The organism is Mycobacterium sp. DHQP2018-32-09, from assembly GCF_058148405.1.
Window position 1 is genome coordinate 25,585 of sequence record NZ_JBYVYK010000011.1, and the last position, 22,691, is coordinate 48,275.

At 69.8% G+C, this 22,691-nt stretch carries 24 protein-coding genes and 1 pseudogene; 20 read left to right on the forward strand and 5 right to left on the reverse strand.

From position 1 onward, the window contains the following. From AC30CM_RS07675 to AC30CM_RS07735, 13 genes and pseudogenes are all read left to right on the forward strand, one after another. Positions 1-729, forward strand: coding sequence for an alpha/beta fold hydrolase (locus tag AC30CM_RS07675; RefSeq protein ID WP_490116250.1), 729 nt, complete (start codon positions 1-3; stop codon positions 727-729). Then, positions 722-2,209, forward strand: coding sequence for an aldehyde dehydrogenase (locus AC30CM_RS07680; RefSeq protein WP_490116251.1), 1,488 nt, complete (start codon positions 722-724; stop codon positions 2,207-2,209). The genes AC30CM_RS07675 and AC30CM_RS07680 overlap by 8 nt, the downstream gene beginning before the upstream one ends. Position 2,210: 1 nt before the next feature. Then, complete coding sequence (locus AC30CM_RS07685) at positions 2,211-2,426, forward strand: tautomerase family protein (RefSeq protein ID WP_490116252.1); 216 nt, start codon at positions 2,211-2,213, stop codon at positions 2,424-2,426. Then, complete coding sequence (locus AC30CM_RS07690) at positions 2,423-3,466, forward strand: LLM class flavin-dependent oxidoreductase (RefSeq protein ID WP_490116253.1); 1,044 nt, start codon at positions 2,423-2,425, stop codon at positions 3,464-3,466. Before AC30CM_RS07685 ends, AC30CM_RS07690 begins: the two co-directional genes overlap by 4 nt. Positions 3,467-3,489: 23 nt before the next feature. After that, positions 3,490-3,825 carry a hypothetical protein gene (locus tag AC30CM_RS07695; RefSeq protein ID WP_490116254.1) on the forward strand — a complete coding sequence of 112 codons (336 nt, stop codon included), beginning with the start codon at positions 3,490-3,492 and terminating at the stop codon, positions 3,823-3,825. An 84-nt stretch (positions 3,826-3,909) separates the two neighbouring features. Next, a pseudogene (locus AC30CM_RS07700) lies at positions 3,910-4,841 on the forward strand (hypothetical protein). Between the two features lie 120 nt (positions 4,842-4,961). Continuing rightward, complete coding sequence (locus AC30CM_RS07705; RefSeq protein WP_490116255.1) at positions 4,962-5,945, forward strand: ABC transporter substrate-binding protein; 984 nt, start codon at positions 4,962-4,964, stop codon at positions 5,943-5,945. A 20-nt stretch (positions 5,946-5,965) separates the two neighbouring features. Then, complete coding sequence (locus AC30CM_RS07710) at positions 5,966-6,670, forward strand: queuosine precursor transporter (protein WP_490116256.1); 705 nt, start codon at positions 5,966-5,968, stop codon at positions 6,668-6,670. Between the two features lie 85 nt (positions 6,671-6,755). Further along, positions 6,756-7,445, forward strand: a complete 690-nt coding sequence (locus AC30CM_RS07715; protein WP_490116257.1) for a 5-oxoprolinase subunit B family protein — start codon at positions 6,756-6,758, stop codon at positions 7,443-7,445. Positions 7,446-7,455: 10 nt separating this feature from the next. Further along, positions 7,456-8,337, forward strand: coding sequence for a 5-oxoprolinase subunit C family protein (locus tag AC30CM_RS07720; protein ID WP_490116258.1), 882 nt, complete (start codon positions 7,456-7,458; stop codon positions 8,335-8,337). 40 nt (positions 8,338-8,377) lie between these two features. Then, the gene (locus AC30CM_RS07725) at positions 8,378-8,932 is read left to right on the forward strand and encodes a GNAT family N-acetyltransferase (RefSeq protein ID WP_490116259.1); all 555 of its coding nucleotides are present in this window, start codon (positions 8,378-8,380) and stop codon (positions 8,930-8,932) included. A gap of 193 nt (positions 8,933-9,125) precedes the next feature. Then, on the forward strand, positions 9,126-10,289 hold the full coding sequence (locus tag AC30CM_RS07730; RefSeq protein WP_490116260.1) for a uroporphyrinogen-III synthase: 1,164 nt from the start codon (positions 9,126-9,128) through the stop codon (positions 10,287-10,289). Further along, complete coding sequence (locus AC30CM_RS07735) at positions 10,286-10,969, forward strand: sirohydrochlorin chelatase (RefSeq protein WP_490116261.1); 684 nt, start codon at positions 10,286-10,288, stop codon at positions 10,967-10,969. Before AC30CM_RS07730 ends, AC30CM_RS07735 begins: the two co-directional genes overlap by 4 nt. 23 nt (positions 10,970-10,992) lie before the next feature. On the opposite strand, the gene nirD is transcribed toward AC30CM_RS07735, so the two are convergent. Together nirD and nirB are read right to left on the reverse strand one after the other, a co-directional pair. Next, positions 10,993-11,349 (reverse strand): nitrite reductase small subunit NirD, encoded by a 357-nt coding sequence (nirD, locus tag AC30CM_RS07740; RefSeq protein ID WP_490116262.1) that lies wholly within the window; start codon positions 11,347-11,349, stop codon positions 10,993-10,995. After that, a complete protein-coding gene (gene nirB, locus AC30CM_RS07745; protein WP_490116263.1) occupies positions 11,346-13,919 on the reverse strand; it encodes a nitrite reductase large subunit NirB in 2,574 nt (857 codons plus the stop codon). The genes nirD and nirB overlap by 4 nt, the downstream gene beginning before the upstream one ends. A gap of 184 nt (positions 13,920-14,103) precedes the next feature. Between nirB and AC30CM_RS07750 the strand changes: the two genes are divergently transcribed. Further along, entirely contained in the window at positions 14,104-14,667 is a 564-nt protein-coding gene (locus AC30CM_RS07750; protein ID WP_490116264.1) for a YdcF family protein, read from the forward strand. 25 nt (positions 14,668-14,692) lie between these two features. On the opposite strand, the gene AC30CM_RS07755 is transcribed toward AC30CM_RS07750, so the two are convergent. Continuing rightward, entirely contained in the window at positions 14,693-15,103 is a 411-nt protein-coding gene (locus tag AC30CM_RS07755; protein WP_490116265.1) for a hypothetical protein, read from the reverse strand. A gap of 73 nt (positions 15,104-15,176) precedes the next feature. Further along, positions 15,177-15,935 (reverse strand): isocitrate lyase/PEP mutase family protein, encoded by a 759-nt coding sequence (locus AC30CM_RS07760; protein WP_490116266.1) that lies wholly within the window; start codon positions 15,933-15,935, stop codon positions 15,177-15,179. 121 nt (positions 15,936-16,056) lie between these two features. Between AC30CM_RS07760 and AC30CM_RS07765 the strand changes: the two genes are divergently transcribed. The 5 genes from AC30CM_RS07765 (at position 16,057) to AC30CM_RS07785 (ending at position 20,250) form a co-directional block, all read left to right on the forward strand. Continuing rightward, positions 16,057-16,353 carry an Rv0250c family protein gene (locus AC30CM_RS07765; protein ID WP_490116267.1) on the forward strand — a complete coding sequence of 99 codons (297 nt, stop codon included), beginning with the start codon at positions 16,057-16,059 and terminating at the stop codon, positions 16,351-16,353. Between the two features lie 77 nt (positions 16,354-16,430). Continuing rightward, the gene (locus tag AC30CM_RS07770) at positions 16,431-17,249 is read left to right on the forward strand and encodes a hypothetical protein (RefSeq protein ID WP_490116268.1); all 819 of its coding nucleotides are present in this window, start codon (positions 16,431-16,433) and stop codon (positions 17,247-17,249) included. 35 nt (positions 17,250-17,284) lie between these two features. Then, complete coding sequence (locus AC30CM_RS07775; RefSeq protein ID WP_490116269.1) at positions 17,285-19,219, forward strand: fumarate reductase/succinate dehydrogenase flavoprotein subunit; 1,935 nt, start codon at positions 17,285-17,287, stop codon at positions 19,217-19,219. A 2-nt stretch (positions 19,220-19,221) separates the two neighbouring features. Then, positions 19,222-19,971, forward strand: coding sequence for a succinate dehydrogenase/fumarate reductase iron-sulfur subunit (locus tag AC30CM_RS07780; protein WP_490116270.1), 750 nt, complete (start codon positions 19,222-19,224; stop codon positions 19,969-19,971). 117 nt (positions 19,972-20,088) lie between these two features. Next, positions 20,089-20,250, forward strand: a complete 162-nt coding sequence (locus AC30CM_RS07785; RefSeq protein WP_490116271.1) for a hypothetical protein — start codon at positions 20,089-20,091, stop codon at positions 20,248-20,250. A gap of 16 nt (positions 20,251-20,266) precedes the next feature. On the opposite strand, the gene AC30CM_RS07790 is transcribed toward AC30CM_RS07785, so the two are convergent. Then, complete coding sequence (locus AC30CM_RS07790) at positions 20,267-20,752, reverse strand: flavin reductase family protein (protein WP_490116272.1); 486 nt, start codon at positions 20,750-20,752, stop codon at positions 20,267-20,269. A gap of 208 nt (positions 20,753-20,960) precedes the next feature. Between AC30CM_RS07790 and AC30CM_RS07795 the strand changes: the two genes are divergently transcribed. Further along, entirely contained in the window at positions 20,961-22,691 is a 1,731-nt protein-coding gene (locus AC30CM_RS07795) for an AMP-binding protein (RefSeq protein WP_490116273.1), read from the forward strand.

Genomic DNA, 22,691 nt, shown 5'->3' on the forward strand with positions numbered 1-22,691 from the left:
ATGACCACCCCGACGCTGGTACTCCTGCACGGAGTGGGCCTGGACCACTCCGTGTGGGACCCGGTGCGTGCCAGGATGTCCGGTGACGCCCACGTCGTCGCCCCGGATCTGCCCGGACACGGTGCCCGTCCCCCCGTCGGGCCCGTCACGCTGGCCGAGTTGGCCGCCGACGTCGCCCACGACGTCCCGCCCGGCGCACATCTCGTCGGCTTCTCCCTCGGCGCCCTCGTTGCGCAGTACCTCGCCGTGCACCGCCCGGACCTCGTCGCCTCGCTGGTGTCGGTCAGCTCGGTGTGCCGCCGCACCCCCGACGAGCGGGCGGCGGTCCTGGCCCGCCTCGCGGGCGCCGAACGCGACTTCCCGGCGAGCGTCACCGCCTCGCTGCACCGCTGGTTCGACGGCGCCGACGTCGCCCCCGACGTCGTCGAGCACACCCGCTCGGTGCTGCTGGCCAACGATCCCGAGAGCTTCACCCACTGCTACCGCGTCTTCGCGACCGCCGACGCCGAGATCGGCGACCGACTCGGCGACATCCGCGTGCCCGCCCTGGCCATCACCGGACGAGACGACCCCGGATCCACCCCGGAGATGAGCGCCCGGCTCGCCGCCGCCATCCCCGACTGCGACGTCACCGTCGTCGCGGATGCCCGTCACATGCTGCCGGTGCAGCGGCCCGACGCCCTCGCCCGTGCCCTGTCCACCTTCTACGGGAGATTCGCCCATGTCTGACCGTCCGACGCTGCAGCACTTCATCGCAGGCAAGCCCGTCGAACCCGTGGCGGGTGACTACTTCGAGAGCACCAACCCCGCCACCCGCGAGGTGCTCTACGACGCCGCGCGGGGCACCGCCGCCGACGTCGACGCCGCGGTCACGTCGGCCCGGGCGGCCTTCGACGACCCCCGCTGGCGCGATCTCAGCCAGACCAAGCGTGGCCACCTGCTGCGTAAGCTCGGCGACCTGGTAGCCGACAACGCCGAGGAATTGGCGCGCTCCGAGTCGCTGGACAACGGAAAGCTGTTGCGCGAGATGCGCGGTCAGCTGGCCACCCTGCCGGAGTACTACTACTTCTACGCCGGCCTCGCCGACAAGATCAACGGCGACGTGATCCCCACCTCGGATCGTCGCGTGCTGAACTACACCACGCGCGAACCGCTCGGCGTCGTCGGCGCCATCACGCCGTGGAACTCGCCCCTGACGCTGACCACCAGCAAGCTGGCACCCGCTCTGTGCGTGGGCAACACCGTCGTGATCAAGCCGTCGGAGTACACGTCGGCGACCGTGCTCCGCCTGGCCGAGTTGGTGATCGAGGCCGGCTTCCCACCCGGCGCCGTCAACGTCGTCACCGGGTTCGGCGCGGAAGCCGGGCAAGCGCTCGTCGACCATCGCGGTCTGGCCAAGATCTCGTTCACCGGCAGCACCGCCACCGGCGCGCGCATCGCGTCGGCCGCCGCGGGCCGGTTCATCGGTGCCACGCTGGAATTGGGCGGCAAGTCGCCGAACATCGTGTTCGACGACGCCGACGTCGCCAACGCGGCCACCGGCGTCGTCGCAGGCATCTTCGCCGCCGCGGGCCAGACGTGCATCGCGGGCAGCCGGGTGTTCGCCCACCGCAATGTGTACGACGAACTGCTGCAACGGGTCACCGACCGCGCCCGCAGCATCCGCATCGGCGACCCCCTGGACGACACCACCGAGCTGGGCCCCCTGGCCTTCGCCGACCAGCGTGACAAGGTGGCCTCCTACGTCGACCTCGGCCGCGCGGAGGGGGCGCGGGTGCTCACCGGTGGCCGCTCCACCGACGCCGGCCTCGGCGGCTACTTCTACGAGCCGACGGTGCTGGTGGACGTGCACAACGACATGCGGGTCGTGCGTGAGGAGATCTTCGGCCCCGTCGCGGCGATCATGCCGTTCGACGACGAGGACGAGGTGGTGCGACTGGCCAACGACACCGACTACGGCCTGGCGGCAGGCATCTGGACGGCGAATCTCGCACGGGCGCATCGGGTCGCCGGTCGACTGGAGGCCGGCACCGTGTGGGTCAACACCTACCGCGCCATGTCACCGATGTCGCCGCGGCAGGGCTTCAAGAGCAGCGGCGTCGGCATCGAGCACGGCACCGAGACCATCCGCGACTACACCCGGCTCAAGAGCGTGTGGATCAACACCGACGAGGGACCGGTGCCGGATCCCTTCGTGATGAGGAGCTGAGATGCCCAACGTCGAGATCGCCATCGGGGCAGGCCGGTCCGCCGAGCAGCTGCGCACCCTGATGCGCGAGGTGCACCAGGCGGTACTGCGCAGCGTCGACACCGCCCCGCAGAACATCCGAGTCGTCATCCGCGAAGTACCCCGAAGCCATTGGGCCACCGGCGATCTGACACTCGCCGAATGGGACGCCCAGAACCGATCCGAGGAGCAGTCATGAGATTCTCGTTGTTCGTTCACATGGAGCGCTGGGACGACTCCGTCAGCCACCGAGAGCTGTTCGAGGACCTCGCCGAGTTGACGCTGCTGGCCGAGGCCGGCGGGTTCGGCACGGTGTGGATCGGCGAGCACCACGCCATGGAGTACACCATCTCGCCGAGCCCCATGCCGCTGCTCGCCTACCTGGCGGGCAAGACCAGCACCATCCGGCTCGGTGCGGGCACCATCATCGCGCCGTTCTGGCACCCGCTGCGCGCCGCAGGCGAGACCGCCCTGCTCGACGTCATCAGCAACGGCCGCGCCGAGATCGGAATTGCGCGCGGCGCATATCAATTCGAGTTCGACCGGCTGGCCGACGGACTGCCCGCCACCGACGGCGGCAAGCATCTGCGCGAACTGGTCCCCGCCGTGCGTCGCCTGTGGCAGGGCGACTACGCCCACGACGGTGACATCTGGCGGTTCCCCACGTCGACCAGCGTCCCCAAGCCGATCCAGCAGCCCACTCCCCCGATGTGGGTGGCGGCCCGCGATCCCGCATCCCACGACTTCGCGGTGGCGCAGGGATGCAACGTCATGGTGACGCCGCTGATGAAGGGCGACGAGGAAGTGGTGGACCTCAAGCGCAAGTTCGACACCGCCGTCGGCGATCACCCCGAGGTGCCGCGCCCCGAGATCATGGTGCTGCGCCACACGCACGTGCACGCCGCCGAGGATCCGGACGGCTGGCGCCCTGCCGCAGCCGCGATCTCACGGTTCTACCGGACGTTCGACGCCTGGTTCGGCAACAAGACCACCCCGGTGGACGGATTCCTGGAGCCGAGCCCCGAGTCGAAGTTCTCCGGGCGCCCCGAATTCGAGCTGGAGTCGCTGCACCGCACCGCGATGATCGGCACGCCCGAGGAAGTCATCGAACGCCTGCGCTTCTACCAGGAGCTGGGCATCGACGAGTTCAGCTTCTGGTGTGACAACGGGTTGTCGCACGAGGAGAAGCGCGCGTCGCTCGAACTGTTCATCAAGGACGTGATCCCGGCCTTCCAGTGACCGGGCGGCAGACAGGACATCCCATGGCCATTCGCATCAGCGCCGCCGACCTGCGCGAGGCGCAGCGCACCTCGGCGGCGATCCGTGACGCCGCGGCAGAGCGGGGCGAGCCCGCACCCGAGATCCTGCTGGACGTCGAGGTGGTCGTCGAACGCGACGTCGCGGCGGCGTTCGCGGCAGCAGGCGACCTGGGGCCGGGCGTGCGGTACGTGGGCACCCCCCGCGGCCTGGCCGGCCTGATCGCCGACGTGCGACGCCTGGGCATCGCCGACGGCGTGGTCCTGGTGACGCCGTCGCGCGAGCACGTCGAGGACCTCATGCTCGCAGAACTCTGTCCGGGCCTGGCGTTGTCCGCCTGACGAGTGGGAATCTGACGACGCCTTTCGGCCCTCGAGCGTCGCCGGATTCCCACTCGGCGCTCGTGGATGGAGCGCGCACTGGGGATGACCGGGCACCGGGACGCCCGCGGCGTCGGACGCGGGTGTCAGCGTCGGCGTGTGATCCGAACACCGTTCGTCGCGGTCGAGGCCGTGGCCTCGGGAATACTGAGCGAACGCGGCGTGCGTCGCGACTACGTCGCGCTGTATCCGGGCGTCTACGTACCGAGGAGCCCGGCGCCCACCGCGGCGATCCGGGCCGAGGCCGCCTGGCTGTGGTCCAAGCGGCGCGGCGTGCTCGCCGGTCGCTCCGCCGCCGCCCTGTTGGGGACCAAGTGGGTCGACGGCCATCACCCGGCCGAGCTGATCCACGTGAATCGCAAGGCGCCACCGCTGTTGACCGTGCGCGAGGAGACCCTCGCTTCCGGGGAGACCTGCCGGGTGCGCGGTATGACCGTGACGACGCCGACCCGCACGGCATTCGACGTCGGTCGTCATGCCCCCACCCGCGACGAGGCCGTGCAGCGACTCGACGCGCTGGCTCGCGCGACGGGTTTCCGCGCGGCCGACGTCCACGAACTCGCGGCCAGGCATCGCGGCGTCCGCGGGCTGGCCCAACTGCGCGCGGCCCTACCGCTGGTCGACGGGGGAGCGGAATCACCGCAGGAGACCCTCGCGCGGCTCGCCCTCGTCGACGCGGGATTGCCCGCGCCCGAGACCCAGGTGAACGTCTACGACCGGCGGCGGAACTTCGTCGCCCGCCTCGACATGGCGTACCGCGACCTCCAGGTCGGCATCGAATATGACGGTCCGCAGCACTGGGAGGACCCGGCCATTCGGCAGCGCGACATCGACAAGACGTACGCGTTCGCCGCGCTGGATTGGCTGGTGATCAGGGTCAGCCGCGACCTCCTGCGCAACGCAAGGCCACGTATGTCGAGAGGGTGCGGATCGCCATGGCCGGACGCGACCCGAGCCTGGCCCGAGTGGGAATCTGACGACGCGTTGGGACCCGAAAGCGTCGCCAGATTCCCACTCGGGAGATTGGCCAAAGCCCCGGGGCGCCGTCGCCGTCGTGTTCGCCCACGTGGATCCGCGACGACGATTAGTCTCGGCCCGTGACCCCCAACTGGTCGCGGCGCAGTTTCCTGGCCCTCTCCGCGGGCACGGCGCTGCTGGCCGCTGCGGGCTGCGGCAAGACTGAACCCGGCGCCGTCGCCTCGGACGGATCGGTGACCATCACGCATGCCTTCGGTGAGACGAGGATCCCCGGACCGCCGAAACGGGTCGTCAGTGCCGGGTTCACCGAGCAGGACGACCTGTTGGCGCTCGGGGTGGTCCCCGTCGCGGTGACGGACTGGTACGGCGGGCAACCGTTCGCGACCTGGCCGTGGGCGCTGCCCCGGCTGGGCACCGCACAGCCCGTCGTGCTGAGCCTGAACGACGGCATTCAGGTGGACCAGATCGCCTCGCTCACACCGGATCTCATCGTCGCGATCAATGCCGGGCTGGACGCGGACACGTACGCCCGGCTGTCGGCGATCGCGCCGACGGTCGCCCAAGCCGGCGCGGATCCGTTCTTCGAGCCATGGCAGACCCAGGCCGCGACCATCGGCCAGGCGGTGTTCCAGGCCGACAAGATGCGCGACGCCGTCAAGGCCGTCGACGATCGCTTCACCACCGCAGGCAAGAACACCCCCGCGTTGTCCGGCAAGAAGGTGTACGTGGTGCGCGGGACGTTCGAGGCGGACGACGCGGTGATCACGCCCGCCGGACCCCGCACCCAGTACCTCGAGCAGATGGGTCTCGTGGTGCCCGACGGCGTCGGACGGTACGTCGACGGCGACGTGGCCTACGTGCCGCGGGACCGCATGGCCGAGGTGCTCGACGACGCCGACGCACTCATCTGGACCACCGAGGACGACGGTCAGACCGCGGCGCTGCTCGCCGATCCCGCCTTCGCCGCGCTGAAGGCCACCAAGACCAACCGCAACGTGCTCACCGACCCCGAACTCGCAGGCGCCATGGCCTTCGGCACGGTGCTCTCCTACCCGGTGGTGGCCGACCGGCTGCCACCCCTGCTGGCGCGCGCGCTGACGTGACGGCCTGAGAGGATGTCCGGGTGACAGACCACCTGGACTCCGCGGGCCGACTGGATGCCGCCGACCGCCCCACGTTCGCGCAAGTCGGCTCGGCCTACTATCCGGTGCTGGTCGCGGTGTTCACCGCCCTGGTGATCATCTCCAACGTCACCGCCACCAAGGGCGTCGCCTTCGGCCCGATCATCACCGACGGCGGGTTCATCGTCTTCCCGCTGACCTACGTCATCGGTGACGTCCTCGCCGAGGTCTACGGCTTCAAGGCCGCCCGGCGCGCGATCATCCTGGGCTTCTCGATGAACATCCTGGCGGCGCTGGCCTTCTGGGCCACGGTGTACCTGCCCGCCGCCGACTTCTACCCCAATCAGGAGCACCTGGCCAACGTCGTGGGCTCCTACACCCAGCTCATCATCGCCGGCCTCGCGGGCTTCATCGTCGGGCAGACGCTGAACGCCTGGACCGTGGTCGCCATCAAGGAGCGCACCAAGGAGAAGCACCTGTGGGCGCGCCTGGTCGGTTCCACGTTCGTGGGCCAGCTCGGCGACACGCTGGTGTTCTGCGCGATCGCCGCGGCCGCGATCGGCATCACGACGTTCAAGGACTTCGTCGTCTACACGGCGCTGGGCTGGATCTACAAGACCGCGGTCGAGGTGGTCATGCTGCCGATCACCTACCGCGTGATCGCCGCGATCAAGCGGCGCGAACCCACCTACGAATTGGCCGCCTGAGCCGCTTCTGAAGAGTCCTTAAGGCTCCTCTGGCGAGGCACTAAAGCCCCTGGCGAACGTTGCTACCCGTCGGTAGCTTGAGGCCATGACAGCCACGATCCACGCGGCAGGCGACACCGTGAGCGGCCGCGCCACCGGCGGTTCCGCCGGGCCCGTGCACGATTACGGCGAGCACGCGCTGCTGCTGGAGTTCGACGACACCTCCGAGGTGCTCGCGTGGACGACCGCGGTGCGCGAGGCCGAGATCCCCGGCGTGCTCGACGTCGTCCCCGCATCGCGAACGGTACTGGTCACGCTGTCGGAGATACGTCACCGAGAGCCCGCGCGGCGCCGCCTGGCGGCGCTGCGCGTCGACGCCGCAGCGCGCGCGCACCAGCCGCCCGCCGACGACCGGGTGGACGTGGAACTGGACGTGGTCTACGACGGTCCCGATCTCGACGAGGTGGCCCGGATGACCGGCCTGTCCGCCGACGAGGTGGTGGCCGCCCACACCGCCACGCCCGTGCGCGTCGGGTTCGGAGGGTTTGCCCCCGGGTTCGCCTACCTGGTGGGCGGCGATTCCCGGCTGCACGTCCCGCGCCGCGCCGAACCGCGGACCCGGGTACCGCAGGGTGCGGTGGGTCTGGCCGGCGAGTTCAGCGGCGTCTACCCCCGCGAGACGCCGGGCGGGTGGCAGCTCATCGGGCGCACCGACGCCGTGCTGTGGGACGTCGACCGACCCCTGCCCGCGCTGCTGGTGCCGGGCAACTGGGTGCGATTCCGGGCGATCGGCTGAGGTGACGGTGATGATCACCCTGGAGATCCTCGAGACCGGTCCGCTGGCCCTCGTCGAAGACCTCGGCAGGCCCGGCCATGCGCACCTGGGCGTGACGCGGTCGGGAGCGGCCGACCGGCGTTCGCACACGCTGGCCAATCGCCTGGTGGCCAATGCTCCCGACCTCGCGACCGTCGAGGTGACGTTCGGCGGGTTCTCCGCACGGGTTCACGGTGGCGACGTCGCGATCGCGGTCACGGGCGCCGACGCCGATCCGTCGGTGAACGGGAAACCGTTCGGCACCAACAGCGTCGTGCACGTCCACGACGGGCAGGTGATCTCGCTGGGGGCCCCGCGCACCGGACTGCGCAGCTACGTCGCCGTCCGCGGCGGCATCGCCGTCGACGCGATCCTGGGGTCCCGCAGCTATGACGTGATGTCGGACATCGGGCCGCGCCCGCTTCGCCCCGGTGACGTGGTCCGCGTCGGCGAGCACACCGGGGACATGCCCGAGTGGGACCAGGCGCCCGTCGCCGCCCTCGGCGACGACGTCGTGGAACTCAACGTCGTGCCCGGACCCCGCGACGACTGGTTCACCGAACCCGACCGCCTGGTGCACACCGACTGGGTGGCCACCGACCGCAGCGACCGGGTGGGCATGCGACTGTCGGGACGACCCCTGCATCTGCGCTCCCAGGATCGCCAGCTGCCCAGCGAAGGGGCCACCCGCGGCTCGATTCAGGTGCCGCCCAACGGTTTGCCGGTGATCCTCGGACCCGACCACCCGGTCACCGGCGGGTATCCCGTGATCGGCGTGCTCGTCGACGTCGACATCGACCGGGCGGCTCAGATCCGTCCCGGGCAACAGGTGCGGTTCCACTGGTCGCGGCCGCGGCACCCCGTGCACGCCTGACCCCGCCTGGCGAGGCCGCTCGGCTGGTAGAACTCAAGGGGTGTACACCGCGCGCCTGGTCCACACGTCCGATCTCGACGGTGAGACCCGCGAGGGTGCCCGGCGCATGGTCGTCGACGCCTTCGACGGCTCCGAGGTGGACTTCACCGACGCCGACTGGGAGCACGCCCTCGGGGGCATGCATGCGTTGATCCAGCATCACGGCGCCCTGATCGCGCACGGTGCGGTGGTTCAGCGGCGGATGTTGCACGCCGGCTACCCGTTACGGTGCGGGTACTTGGAAGCCGTTGCGGTGCGCGAGGACTGGCGCGGCCGCGGATTGGCGACGGCGGTACTGGACGCACTGGAGCAGGTGTTGCGCGGCGCCTACCAGCTGGGCGCACTGTCCGCGTCGGAGGCGGGACGGCCGCTGTACGTGGCGCGCGGCTGGCTGCCCTGGCGGGGCCCGACGGCGGTCCTGACCCCCGACGGCCTCGTGCGCACGCCCGACGACGACGGGACCCTCTACGTGCTGCCGATCGCCCTGCCCGGCGGGGTCGGGTTGGACACCGCAGGGGAAATCGCCTGCGACTTCCGCGCCGGGGACGTCTGGTAACCGCGAGTAGACACGAACGTGCACGCCCTCCTGGGCTTTCGCGGACAGTTGCGTCTGCTCGCGGGAGGGAGCGTGCACCTCACGCGGACTCCGGATCGGCGGTGAGGGGAAGTTCACGGCGCGACGTGCCACGACACCGCCGCGCAATGGCCGAGTAACGACCCCGAAACACGGCTTGCCAACACTGGCGGGCATGGACGAGTCGGACTGGGGGCCGCTGACGGGGTTCCGCGTGGCGGTGACCTCGGCCCGCCGCGCCGAGGAGCTGGGCACCCTGCTGACCCGTCGCGGCGCACGCGTGACCAGCGCCGCGGCCATCACCATGGTGCCCCTGCCCGACGACGACGAGCTGCGCGCACACACCGAGGCACTGATCGCGACGCCACCCGACGTGGTGGTCGCGACCACCGGCATCGGGTTCCGCGGCTGGATCGCCGCCGCCGACGGCTGGGGTCTGGCCGCGGACCTGACCGACGCGCTCGCCAAGGCGCGCATCGTCTCGCGCGGCCCCAAGGCAACCGGCGCGCTGCGGGCCGCCGGGCTGCCGGAGGAGTGGTCCCCGGAATCCGAGTCGTCGCGCGACGTGCTCGAGTACCTGCGCGCGGGCGGTATCGGCGGGACGCGCATCGCCGTCCAGCTGCACGGTGCCACCGACGAGTGGGACCCGTTCCCGGAGTTCGTCGACGAGATGCGGGCCGCGGGCGCCGACGTCGTCCCCATCCGCGTCTACCGGTGGCGACCCCCGCCCCGCGGCGGTGCCTTCGACCAGCTGGTACGCGACCTCGCCGACCACGAGTTCGACGCCGTGAGCTTCACGTCGGCCCCCGCGGTGGCGTCGGTCCTGATGCGGGCCGGCGAACTGGGCATCGAGACCGAGTTGCTGGATGCGCTGCGCACCGACACCCACGCCATGTGCGTCGGCCCCGTGACGGCCCGTCCGCTGGCGCGGCTGGGGGTGCCGACGTCGGCTCCCGAGCGCATGCGGCTGGGAGCCCTGGCCCGGCACATCACCGACGAACTGCCGGTCCTGCGGTCGCGCACCGTGCGCGTGGCCGGCCACCGCCTGGACATCCGCGGCACCTGCGTGCTGGTGGACGGCGCCGTCAAGGAGCTGTCGCCCGCAGGCATGGCGACCCTGCGCGCGCTGGCGCACCGCCCCGGGACGGTGGTGTCGCGCACCGACCTGCTGCGCGCGCTGCCCGGTTCCGGAACCGACACCCACGCCGTCGAGACCGCCGTACTTCGGCTGCGAAATGCGCTCGGCGACAAGAACATCGTGACGACCGTGGTCAAGCGCGGTTACCGTCTGGCCATCGACGAGAACCGCGACGAGAACATCGACGAGGAGACCCGATGAACGCCGTCCTGGTGGCCCACGGCACCCGCAAGCGCACCGGCGTCGCGATGGTGACGGCGCTGGCCGACCGCGTCGCCGACGCCCTGCGGCGCCCGGTGCACACGGCGTTCGTCGACGTCGTCGGGCCGACGCCCACCGACGTGCTGGCCACGCTGCCCTCCGGTCCCACGGTGCTGGTGCCGGCGTTCCTGGCGCGCGGTTACCACGTGCGCGTCGACATCCCGGCCCACGTCGACGCCGCCGCACGACCCGACGTGGTGGTCACCGAGGCGCTGGGCCCGTCACCGCAGCTCACCCGCGTGCTCACCGACCGGCTGCTCGAACGTGGTTGGCGCCCTGGTGATGCCGTGGTGCTCGCCGCGGCGGGGACCTCCGACGGCGGTGCGCAACGCGATCTGCGCATCACCGCGGCGCTGCTGTCGGCGGCGCTCGGCGAGCGCGTCGAGTTGGCGTACGCGGCCACCGGAACCCCACGCGTCGCCGACACCGTCGCCGCACTGCGGGTCTCCGGCGCGCGCCGCGTGGTGGTGGCGTCCTACCTGCTGGCCGACGGGCTGTTCCAGGACCGGCTGCACGCCTCGGGGGCCGATCTGGTGGCGGCACCGCTGGGGCTGCATCCCGGTGTCGTCCGACTGGTGGCCAACCGCTTCCGGCGGGCCGTGCTACCGGTGGCGGCGTGAGACCCGATCGGGCCTAGGTACGTCTAGGCCGCCACCTGCACGTCGCCGTCGGCGTTGACGCGGACGCGGTACACCGGAATCGACACCGTCGGATCGTCGAGGCACACCCCGTCGTCCAGGGCGAAGGCCTGCTTCTTGAGGGGCGTCTGCACGCATACCCGGCCGCCTCGGTCACCGACGATGCCGCGCGACATCACGGCCGCACCCGAGAACGGATCCAGGTTGCCCACGGCGTACACGGCGCCGTCGTCGAGCCGGAACACCGCGGCCTGTGCGCCGTCGGGCAACAGCACGCCGACGCCCCGGAAGGGTTGCAGGAAGTCGAAGCGGCACACCGTGATCCATGCGTCCACGGCGCTGCGTTGGTCCACCAGCGTCATCGGATCTCCTGTCGTGCGGGAACGGTGGGCATGCCCACGTGGGTGATCATGGGCACCTTGCGGCCGTTGCGGGTCTCGAACTCGACGGTGGGGTCCGGTGCGCCCGGCGCGTTGACGAACGACACGAACCGCGCCAGCTTGTCCGGATCCTCCAGCACGCCCTTCCACTCGCAGGCGTATCCGGCGACGTGTCGTTCCATGGCTGCCTCGAATTCCGCTGCCAGGCCCAGCGAGTCGTGACACACGACGTCACGCAGATGGTCGATGCCGCCGTCGAGCGACTCGACCCACGGCGCCGTCCGCTGCAACCGGTCGGCGGTACGCACGTAGAACATCAGGAAGCGGTCGATGTAGCGGACCAGCGTCTCGTCGTCGAGATCTCCGGCGAGCAGCTGCGCGTGCCGCGGCGTCATGCCGCCGTTGCCGCCGACGTAGAGGTTCCACCCGGTCTCGGTGGCGATGACGCCGACGTCCTTGCCGCGCGCCTCGGCGCACTCACGCGCGCAGCCCGAGACACCCATCTTGATCTTGTGCGGGGCGCGCAGGCCGCGGTAGCGCAGTTCGAGGTCGATGGCCATCTGCACCGAGTCCTGCTGGCCGTAGCGGCACCAGTCACTGCCGACGCAACTCTTCACCGTGCGCAGCGACTTGCCGTACGCCTGACCGGATTCCATGCCGCCGTCGACCAGGCGGCGCCAGATCTGCGGCAGCTGGTCGACCGTCGCACCGAACATGTCGATGCGCTGCCCCCCGGTGATCTTGGTGTAGAGACCGAAGTCGCGCGCGATCTCACCGATGAGGATCAGGTGCTCCGGCGTGATGTCCCCGCCGGGCACGCGCGGCACCACCGAGTAGCTGCCGTTGCGCTGGATGTTGGCCAGGAAGTGATCGTTGGAGTCCTGCAGCGAGGCGGCCTCACCGTCGAGGACGTGGTCCGACGACGTCGACGCGAGGATCGACGCGACCACGGGTTTGCAGACGTCGCATCCCTTCCCACGGCCGTACCGCTCGATCAGCCCGGAGAACGTGCGGATCTCGGTGGCACCGATGATCTCGAACAGCTCGGCGCGTGACTGGCCGAAGTGCTCGCACAGCGCCTTGCTCTGCTCGACGCCCTCGGCCTCCAGGAGTTGCTTCAACAGCGGGACGCACGAGCCGCACGACGTGCCCGCGAGCGTGCACTTCTTCAGCCCCGGCACGTCGGTGCAGCCGCCGCAGATGGCCTCCTTGAGATCACCCTTGGTAACGTTGTTGCACGAGCAGATCTGCGCGATGTCCGGCAGCGCACCGACGCCCAGTGCGCCCGCGCCATCGCCGCCGGCCGGGGCGATGAGCGACAGCGGGTCCCCCGGCAGTTCGCTGGCGACCATCGGGCGCAGCACGCCGTACGCGGAGGCGTCACCCACCAGGATGCCGCCGAGCAGGGTCTTGGCGTCGTCGGAGAGCACCAGCTTGGCGTAGGTCTGCTTCACCGGGTCGTTGACGACGACGTCGAGGCTGCCGGGCGTATGGCCCTTGGCGTCACCGAAACTCGCGACGTCGACGCCGAGAAGCTTGAGCTTGGTGGACATGTCGGCCTCGCCGAACTCGGCCGCCCCGCCGAGCAGCCGGTCGGCGACCACCTCGGCGCTGGTGTATCCGGGACCCACCAGGCCGTAGCAGCGGCCGTCGATCGCAGCCACCTCGCCCACCGCGTAGATGGCGGGATCGCTGGTGACACAGCCCCGATCGGTCATGACACCGCCCCGCTGCGCCAGGTCGAGACCCGCCTCGCGGGCCAACTCGTCGCGTGGCCGCACACCGGCGGCGAAGATCACCACGCCCGCGTCGATGCTGGTGCCGTCGTTCAGCGTCACCCGCACCGCGTCGTTGGATCGCGACTTGCGCAGCGGCTCGTTCTTCTGGGCGGGCCGGATGTGCTCGGTGCTCACCCCGGTGTGCACCTCGATCCCCAGGCCGCGGATCATCCGGGTCAGCACGGCACCACCCGCCTCGTCGAGCTGCGCGGACATCAGGTGCGGTGACATCTCCAACACGTGGGTGTCCAAGCCGAAGGCGCGCAGGGCATTGGCGGCCTCCAGGCCCAGCAGACCGCCGCCGATCACCACGCCGACGGGCGTCTTCGTGGCCAACGCCGCCTGCGCACCCGCCCGGATGGCGTCCAGGTCGTCGAGGGTGCGGTAGACGTGGCACTGCGGCAGATCCCTGCCGGGCACCGGCGGCACGAACGCCGAGGAACCCGTGGCGAGCACCAGCGCGTCGTAGCCCATGGCCCGGCCGTCGGTGAGGGTGACGGTCTTGGCGTCCCGGTCGATGGCGCGCACGCGCGTGCCCAGGTGCAGGACCACCCCGTCGTCGCCGGCGTAGTCGTTGCCCGGCAACGCCAACCGGGACCGGTCCCAGTGCTCGGTGTAGCCGGTCAGGCCCACGCGGTCGTAGGCCGCGTCGGCTTCCTCGGAGAGCACCGTGACGCGCCAGGCGCCGTCGGCGTCCCGCGCGCGCAGCGCCTCCACGAAGCGGTGCCCCACCATGCCGTGTCCGACCACGACCACATGCTTGGCTGATTGCATACCCCAGCACGCTAGGAACTCGATATTGCCGTCGTGTCGCGTCGTGTGACACCGCCATCACGGTGTCCTCACGGCGCGGCGGGAACGCATGTGAGTCCGCTCCGGCCACCGCAGACGTAACACCGGCCCCGCCACACGCGATCACACCATCGACCCCATCCACCCCAGACGTCGCGGAGGACGCATGCCTCGACAGCCGACCCTGGGTGCCCTGGCGCTGGCCATCGCCCTCCTGCTCGGCGTCCTCGCCGGCACCGCACCCACCGCCACCGCGGCCCCCGCGGGCAAGGACTTCACCAAGCCCGCCATCGTGATCCTGGGTTACGGCCTGACGCCGGCGGGCACCATGCGCCCCATCCTCTACACCCGACTGCTCACCGGACTCGCGGTGGCGCAGATGTTTCCGCAGTCACCCATCATCGTGACGGGCGGCAACCCGAGAAACGGCGTCACCGAGGCGGCCGCCATGGCGGGCACGTTGCAACTCCTGGGCTTCCCCCGCGACCGCATCCTCGTCGAGGACCGCGCCAACAGCACCGTGCAGAACGCCCGGTTCTCGGTGCCGCTGGCCAAGAAGGCCGGGACCTCCGGGATCATCCTCGTCACGTCGTCCACGCACCAGGGCCGCGCGGACCAGAACTTCGCCGACGCCGGCGGCAACGTGCTGGCCACCGTCAGCTTCCCCGACGGCGATCCCGCCACCAACGTCGCGCAACTCGTCCGCGACGTGATCAGCCCGTTCACCTGAGCGGGACGCGCACCGGGACTCTGCCTCAGACGTGTCCGGCCGACCCCGCCGTCGTGGTGGGCGCGTACGGGTTGTAGATCGTCGTCGAGGTTTCCGGTGGCGTCCAATCACCCTGCGGCGCATCTTGGTTCGGCGGCGGCGGCCCCGGCGGCCCCGGCGGCGATACCGGGCCGTCCGGCTCGCTGGTCTGCGGGCGCGGTGCGGTGTACGACGTCGTGGGGTCCAGGGTCTTCAGCGTCGTCGACGTGGTCGCCTGCGACGTCGTCGGCGGTAGCGTCGGCAACTGCGCGGGATCCCGGGCGTCGTCGGACACTCGCACGACGGCCCACACCAGCAGGCCCGCCAGCAGGACGACGGCCACACCGGCGGTCCAGATCACCGCCTCGTGGTCGTGCCAGTCCCACGGTCGGTACGCGTCGTCGGGGTCGTCGGCCACCCGCGGGATGCTAGACGGGCCCACCCGCCACGAGGCAAATCACCGCCCCGCGCGGGTGGCCCACGTCACGCCGTCAGGCCCAGCGGCCCAGGATCTCGCGTGCCCGCTCGGTGAGCGCACCCTGCAGGAACGGCCCGAAGCTGATCCGTCCGACCCCCAGGGGGCCGAACGACGCGGGATCGTCCGAGGCAGGCAGCGCGATGGCGTTCACCGGAAGCGGCAGCGCCTCGGTCAACCGACGGTAGGTCTCGTCGTCGTGCCGACCCACCGGATACAGGCTGTCCGCACCGGCCTCGGCGGCCAGTTTCAGCCGCGCCACCGCACGGTCGAAGCGCGTGTCCGGGTCGCCGTCCTCCCGCAGGAACAGGTCGGTCCTGGCGTTGATCACCACGTGCACGCCTGCCGCGTCGGCCGCCTTGCGCAGGTCCGCGACCACGGCGGCGTGCTCGGAATCCGAGCGGATGCGCTTGCCCTCCCGGTGCACGGTGTCCTCGACGTTGAGACCCACGGCACCCGCCTCGAGCAGACCGTCGATCAGCCGCCGGCCGGACTCCCCGTACCCCGACTCCACGTCGACCGACACCGGCACCTCGACGGCCGAGGTGATCTGCGCGACGCGCGTGGTGAGTTCGTCGAACGTCATGCCCTCGCCGTCGGCCCGGCCGATCGAATCGGCGACGGGGTGGCTGCCGACGGTGAGCGCGGCGAATCCCGCCGCCACCGCCAGCGTCGCCGACCACGCGTCCCAAACGGTCGGCAAGACCACCGGCGCACCGGGCACGTGCAATGCCAGCAAGGTGTCGGCCCGCTGCACGAGATCCTGCTTGGACAACCCTTAACCTCCGCTTCGTATCGTGCCGCGAACGTGATTCGCGTCACTCTCAACATGGTGATGTGGCTAGCATCGGTTACGTAATGTGATTCCCGACACCCTTCAGCCCAAGGAGGTCACGTTGTCCACGACTACCGAACTCGCCGAACTGCACGAACTGATCGGCGGCCTGCGACGCTGCGTGTCCTCCCTCGCATCACGCTACGGGGATTCGCCCGCGATGCGCCGGATCGTCAACGACGCCGAGCGCATCAAGAACGACATCGACCGGCTCGACATCGACGCCGAGGAGTTGGAACTCGATCGCGGGTTGTCCCGCCACCACCACGTGGGCGAGAAGATCGGCATCCCGGACACCCAGTACGCCAGCGACTTCTGGCAGGACGTCGACGACGAGGGGCTCGGCGGGGTGCGCTAGGGCCATTCAGGCCCCGGGCACGCACGCACGGCACCGAGAACCGCACGCAGGACTACGACCGAAGTGAGGCACCGCCCGTGAGCGCACCCACCGACGACCGCAGGCGCACCGGCGTCTTCTCGCCCACCCGGGCGCAGATCTCGCAACGGACGCTGCGCACCGATCAGTGGTGGCGCTCGCCCATCATCACCGATCTCGGCTTCGCGGCGTTCGTCATCTACGCCACGGTGCGCGCGTTCCTGCAGAACGACTACTACGTCGCCGACTACCACTACCTGACGCCGTTCTACTCGCCCTGCGTCAGCGTCGGCTGCGTGCCGGAGGCCAGTCACTTCGGGCAGTTCCTTCCCGACGTGTGGTGGCTGCCCTACGCGGCGCTGTCCCTGCCGTTCCTGCTGCTGTTCCGGCTCACCTGCTACTACTACCGCGGCGCCTACTACCGCACGGTCTGGCAGGCGCCGACGGCGTGCGCGGTGGCCGAGCCGCACGCCACCTACACCGGCGAGACCAAGTTCCCGCTGATCGTCCAGAACACCCACCGGTACTTCTTCTACATCGCGGGCATCATCTCGATCATCAACACCTACGACGCCATCATGGCGTTCCAGTCCCCCAGCGGCTTCGGGTTCGGGCTGGGCAACGTCATCCTGGTGATCAACGTCGTGATGCTGTGGGTGTACACGCTGTCCTGCCACTCCTGCCGCCACGTCGTCGGCGGGCGCCTCAAGCACTTCTCCAAACACCCCGTGCGGTACTGGTTCTGGACGCAGGTGAGCCGCCTCAACACCCGCCACAAGCTCTACGCGTGGATCACCCTCGGCACCCTGATGTTCACCGACTTCTACATCATGCTGGTGGCCAGCGGCACCATCTCCGACTTGAGATTCGTTGGCTGACAACTCAATACCCGACACAGCAAGGACTTTTCGGTATGCCTGAATTGGAACGGCACTCCTACGACGTCGTCGTGATCGGTGCCGGCGGCGCGGGTCTGCGGGCGGTGATCGAGGCACGCGAGCGCGGCCTGCGCGTCGCCGTGGTGACCAAGTCGCTGTTCGGCAAGGCCCATACGGTGATGGCCGAGGGCGGCTGCGCCGCAGCCATGCGCAACGTCAACACCAAGGACAGCTGGCAGGTGCACTTCGGTGACACCATGCGCGGCGGCAAGTTCCTCAACAACTGGCGCATGGCCGAACTGCACGCCCAGGAAGCACCCGACCGGGTGTGGGAACTGGAGACCTACGGCGCGCTGTTCGACCGCACCAAGGACGGCAAGATCAGCCAGCGCAACTTCGGCGGGCACACCTACCCGCGGCTGGCGCACGTCGGCGATCGCACGGGCCTGGAGATCATCCGCACCCTGCAGCAGAAGATCGTCAGCCTGCAGCAGGAGGACAAGCGCGAACTCGGCGACTACGACGCCCGCATCCGGGTGTTCCACGAGTGCTCGATCACCGAGATCGTCAAGGATGGGCAAGGCCGCGTCGCGGGCGCGTTCGGCTACTACCGCGAGAGCGGCAAGTTCGTGCTGTTCGAGGCGCCGGCGATCGTGCTCGCCACCGGCGGCATCGGCAAGTCGTTCAAGGTGTCGTCGAACTCGTGGGAGTACACCGGCGACGGGCACGCGCTCGCGCTGCGCGCCGGCTCGGGCCTGATCAACATGGAGTTCATCCAGTTCCACCCCACCGGCATGGTCTGGCCACTGTCGGTGAAGGGCATCCTCGTCACCGAGGGCGTACGCGGCGACGGCGGCGTGCTGAAGAACTCCGAGGGCAAGCGCTTCATGTTCGACTACATCCCCGACGTGTTCAAGGGGCAGTACGCCGAAACCGAAGAAGAAGCCGACCAGTGGCTCAAGGACAACGACTCCGCACGCCGCACCCCCGACCTGCTGCCCCGCGACGAGGTCGCCCGCGCCATCAACGAAGAGGTCAAGGCCGGACGCGGCACGCCGCACGGCGGCGTATACCTCGACATCGCCTCCCGCATGCCCGCCGAGGAGATCAAGCGCCGGCTGCCCTCGATGTACCACCAGTTCATCGAGCTGGCCGAGGTCGACATCACCAAGGACGAGATGGAGGTGGGCCCCACCTGCCACTACGTCATGGGTGGCATCGAGGTGGACCCCGACAGCGGCGGCGCCGCCACCCCCGGCCTGTTCGCCGCGGGGGAGTGCTCCGGCGGCATGCACGGCTCCAACCGACTCGGCGGCAACTCCCTGTCCGACCTGCTGGTGTTCGGGCGGCGGGCCGGCCTCGGGGCCGCCGACTACGTGCGCGCACTCAAGGCCGACGACCGTCCCACGGTCTCCGAAGACGCGCTGGAACGCGCCACCGCGCTCGCGCTGGCGCCGTTCGAGCCCAAGCAGAACGCGGAGAACCCCTACACGCTGCACGCCGAGCTGCAGGAATCGATGAACGACCTCGCGGGCATCATCCGCAAGGAGGGCGAACTGCAGCAGGCACTCGACAAGATCGACGAGCTGAAACGGCGCTACGCCAACGTCGTGGTCGAAGGCGGCCGCGTCTTCAACCCCGGCTGGCACCTCGCCATCGACCTGCGCAACATGCTGCTGGTCAGCGAGTGTGTGGCCAAGGCCGCGCTGCAGCGCACCGAGAGCCGCGGCGGCCACACCCGCGACGACCATCCGCAGATGGACCGCACGTGGCGCAACAAGCTGCTGGTGTGCAAGACCGTCGACGGGGCGGGCGATCAACCCGGCGACCCCGTGGTCCCCGCTGTCACGGTGACCGCGGAGCAGCAGCCGGTGATGCGGCCGGACCTGCTGGCCACGTTCGACCTGTCCGAACTCGAGAAGTACTACACCGACGACCAACTGGCCGAGCACCCCGATCGGAAGGGCTGACCATGGCTGCCTACAACGCGAACCTGCGAGTCTGGCGAGGAGATCCCGACGGGGGCGACCTTCGGGACTACACCGTCGAGGTCAACGACGGTGAGGTGGTGCTCGACATCATCCACCGGCTGCAGGCCACCCAGACCCCCGATCTGGCGGTGCGCTGGAACTGCAAGGCAGGCAAGTGCGGCTCGTGCTCGGCGGAGATCAACGGCCGACCCCGGCTGATGTGCATGACGCGGATGTCCACGTTCGACGAGAACGAGACCGTCACCGTCACCCCGCTGCGCACGTTTCCCGTGATGCGCGACCTGGTCACCGACGTGTCCTTCAACTACGAGAAGGCCCGCCAGATCCCGTCGTTCACCCCGCCGAAGGACCTGCAGCCCGGCGAGTACCGCATGCAGCAGGAAGACGTGAACCGCAGCCAGGAGTTCCGCAAGTGCATCGAGTGCTTCCTGTGCCAGAACGTCTGTCACGTGGTGCGCGACCACGAGGAGAACAAGGAGAACTTCGCGGGTCCCCGCTTCCACATGCGCATCGCCGAACTCGACATGCACCCGCTCGACACCGTCGACCGCAAGGAGATGGCGCAGGACGACTTCGGCCTCGGCTACTGCAACATCACCAAGTGCTGCACCGAGGTGTGCCCCGAACACATCAAGATCACCGACAATGCGCTGATCCCGATGAAGGAACGCGTCGCCGATCGCAAGTACGACCCCATCGTGTGGCTGGGGAACAAGCTCTTCCGGCGATAGGACGTCGACAGGACGTCGACAGGGCGTCGGTAGGGCGTCGGTAGGGCGTCGGTAGGGCGTCTGGGGGCGTACGCTCGATGACATCCCTGCACTCCTCTCAATGACGAAGGAGAACCCGTGAAGACCGGAGAAACCCAGAGCGTCAACGACATTCGCACGGCCATCCGCGAGCTGTCCGCACGCGCCGAGCTGGCGCGCAAGGAAGGCCGACCCGAGGACGCCGCCGAACTCGACCAGCGCGTCACCCGCTACCGCGAGGAGTTCGGCTCGCGACCCTGAGATCGGGGCCCGGCCGTCAGCCGTGCAACCGGCGGAACGTGCTGCGGTGGAACACGATCGGCGGTACGTCGTCGTGCACGGTGATCTCACTGACCCGCAGGATCACGATGGTGTGATCGCCTGCCGGGATCTGCTGTTCGATGGCGCTCTCCAGCCACACGCTGGTGCCGTGCAGGAACACCGCCCCGCTGTCGCGTGACGTGGTGTCCAGACCGGCGAACCGATCACCGGTCTTGGCCGCCAAGGTGCGGGCCGCGACGTCGTGCTCCTCCCCGAGCACGCTGATGCCCAACGACGGGCGGTCCACCAGCTTCGGCCACGTCGTCGACGTGTTCTGCACGCAGAACGACACCAACGGCGGATCCAGGGACACCGGCACGAACGTGCTGGCCGCCAACCCGACGCGCTCGCCGTCGACCTCCGCGGCGATGGCGATGACCCCCGACGGGAAGTGGCCGAACGCCTCGCGCAGCGACGCCGGGCTCAGTTCGGTGCTACTCATCAATCCTCATCCTGACACGAGTTCCAGTTTCGGCCCCGGGCAACACCTCCATGATCCGCCCGCCCGGCCATCCCCGCCAGCGTCCGAATCTCGATGAACGCAAGCCCACGCGCGGACCTCCCCCGCCACGACGGGGCTGCGACAGGGCCGCCACAGGGGCTGCGACCAGGGATCACCCGGCCCCGCACCGGGCGGTAACGTGACGCGCATGTCCAACGCGTCACTGCTGTCCGTGCTGCGCGAACGCGCCGGTCTGCAAGCCAATGACCCGGCCTTCACGTACACCGACTACGACGTCGAAGCCGACGGTGTCGCCGAGACGTTGACCTGGTCGCAGATGTTCCGTCGCACCATCAACGTGGCCATCGCGGTCGCCGAGCACGGCGCCGTCGGCGACCGCGCCGTCGTCGTCGCACCCCAGGGCTTGCACTACATCGCGGCCTTCCTGGGCGCCATGCAGGCCGGCCGCATCGCCGTCCCGCTGTCCACCCCCGCCATCGGCTCGCACGACGAGCGCATCAGCGCCGTCTTCGCCGACACCCAACCCACCGTCGTCCTCACCACGTCGGCCATCGCCGACAGCCTCACCGAATACGTCACCGAGCTGGGCATCGACGTCGCCGTCATCGCCGTCGACCACCTCGACCTCGACGGCCGCAACGGCTCCGGCCCCCGGATCAAGCAGCCCCCATCCTGCGCCTACCTGCAGTACACGTCGGGTTCCACCCGCACGCCCGCCGGCGTCATGGTCACCGACCGCAACCTGACGGCCAACTTCGAACAGCTGATGGCCGACTACTTCCCCTACATCGGCGGCATGGCACCCTCCGACACCACCCCCGTGACGTGGCTGCCCTTCTACCACGACATGGGGCTGATGCTCGGGGTCATCGCCCCCATCCTCGGCGGCTACCACGCCCGCGTCACCAACCCCATGGCCTTCCTGGCCAAACCCGCCCGCTGGATCCAGGCCATGGCCAGCCACCCCAACGTCTACTCCGCCGCCCCCAACTTCGCCTTCGAGCTGGCCGTGCGCCGCACCACCGACGAGGACATGGCCGGCTACGACCTCTCCAACGTGCTGACCATCGTCAGCGGCAGCGAACGCGTGCACCCGTCGACGCTGGACCGCTTCGTCAAGAAGTTCGGCCCATACGGCTTCCGCGCCGACATGATGACGCCGTCCTACGGCATGGCCGAGGCCACCGTCTACGTCGCCGCGCTCCCCGTCGACGTCGAGCCCAAGGTGGTGCACTTCGACCCCGAGAAGCTCGCCGACGGCACCGCCGAACGCACCACCGCCGAGGCCGGCGCCCCGCTGCTGAGCTACGGCACCACCGACTCGGTCACCGTCCGCATCGTCGACGCCGACACCGCGACCGAGTGTCCGCCGGGCACGGTCGGCGAAATCTGGGTGCACGGCGACAACGTGTCCCCGGGCTACTGGAGCGACCCCGAGTCGCGACGCAACACCTTCGGCGGCGTCCTGGCCGCGCCGTCGGCGGGTACCCCCGAGCGCCCCTGGCTGCGCACCGGCGACCTGGGCTTCGTCTCCGACGGCGAGATGTTCATCGTCGGCCGCGTCAAGGACCTGCTGATCGTGCGCGGACGCAACCACTACCCCGAGGACATCGAGGCCACCGTCTCCGAGATCACCGGTGGCCGCGTCGCCGCCATCGCCATCGAGGCCGACGCCAGCGAGAAGCTCGTCACCGTCATCGAATACAAGAAGCGCGGCACCGACGAGGAGTTCACCGAGCGTGTCGCCGGCGTCCGCAACGACGTCACCGCCGCGATCTCACGCGCCCACGGCCTCAACGTCGCCGACCTGGTGCTCGTCGCCCCCGGCTCCATCCCCACCACCACCAGCGGCAAGATCCGACGCGCCGCGTGCGTCGAGCAGTACCGCAGGCAGGCGTTCGCCCGGCTGGACGCCTGA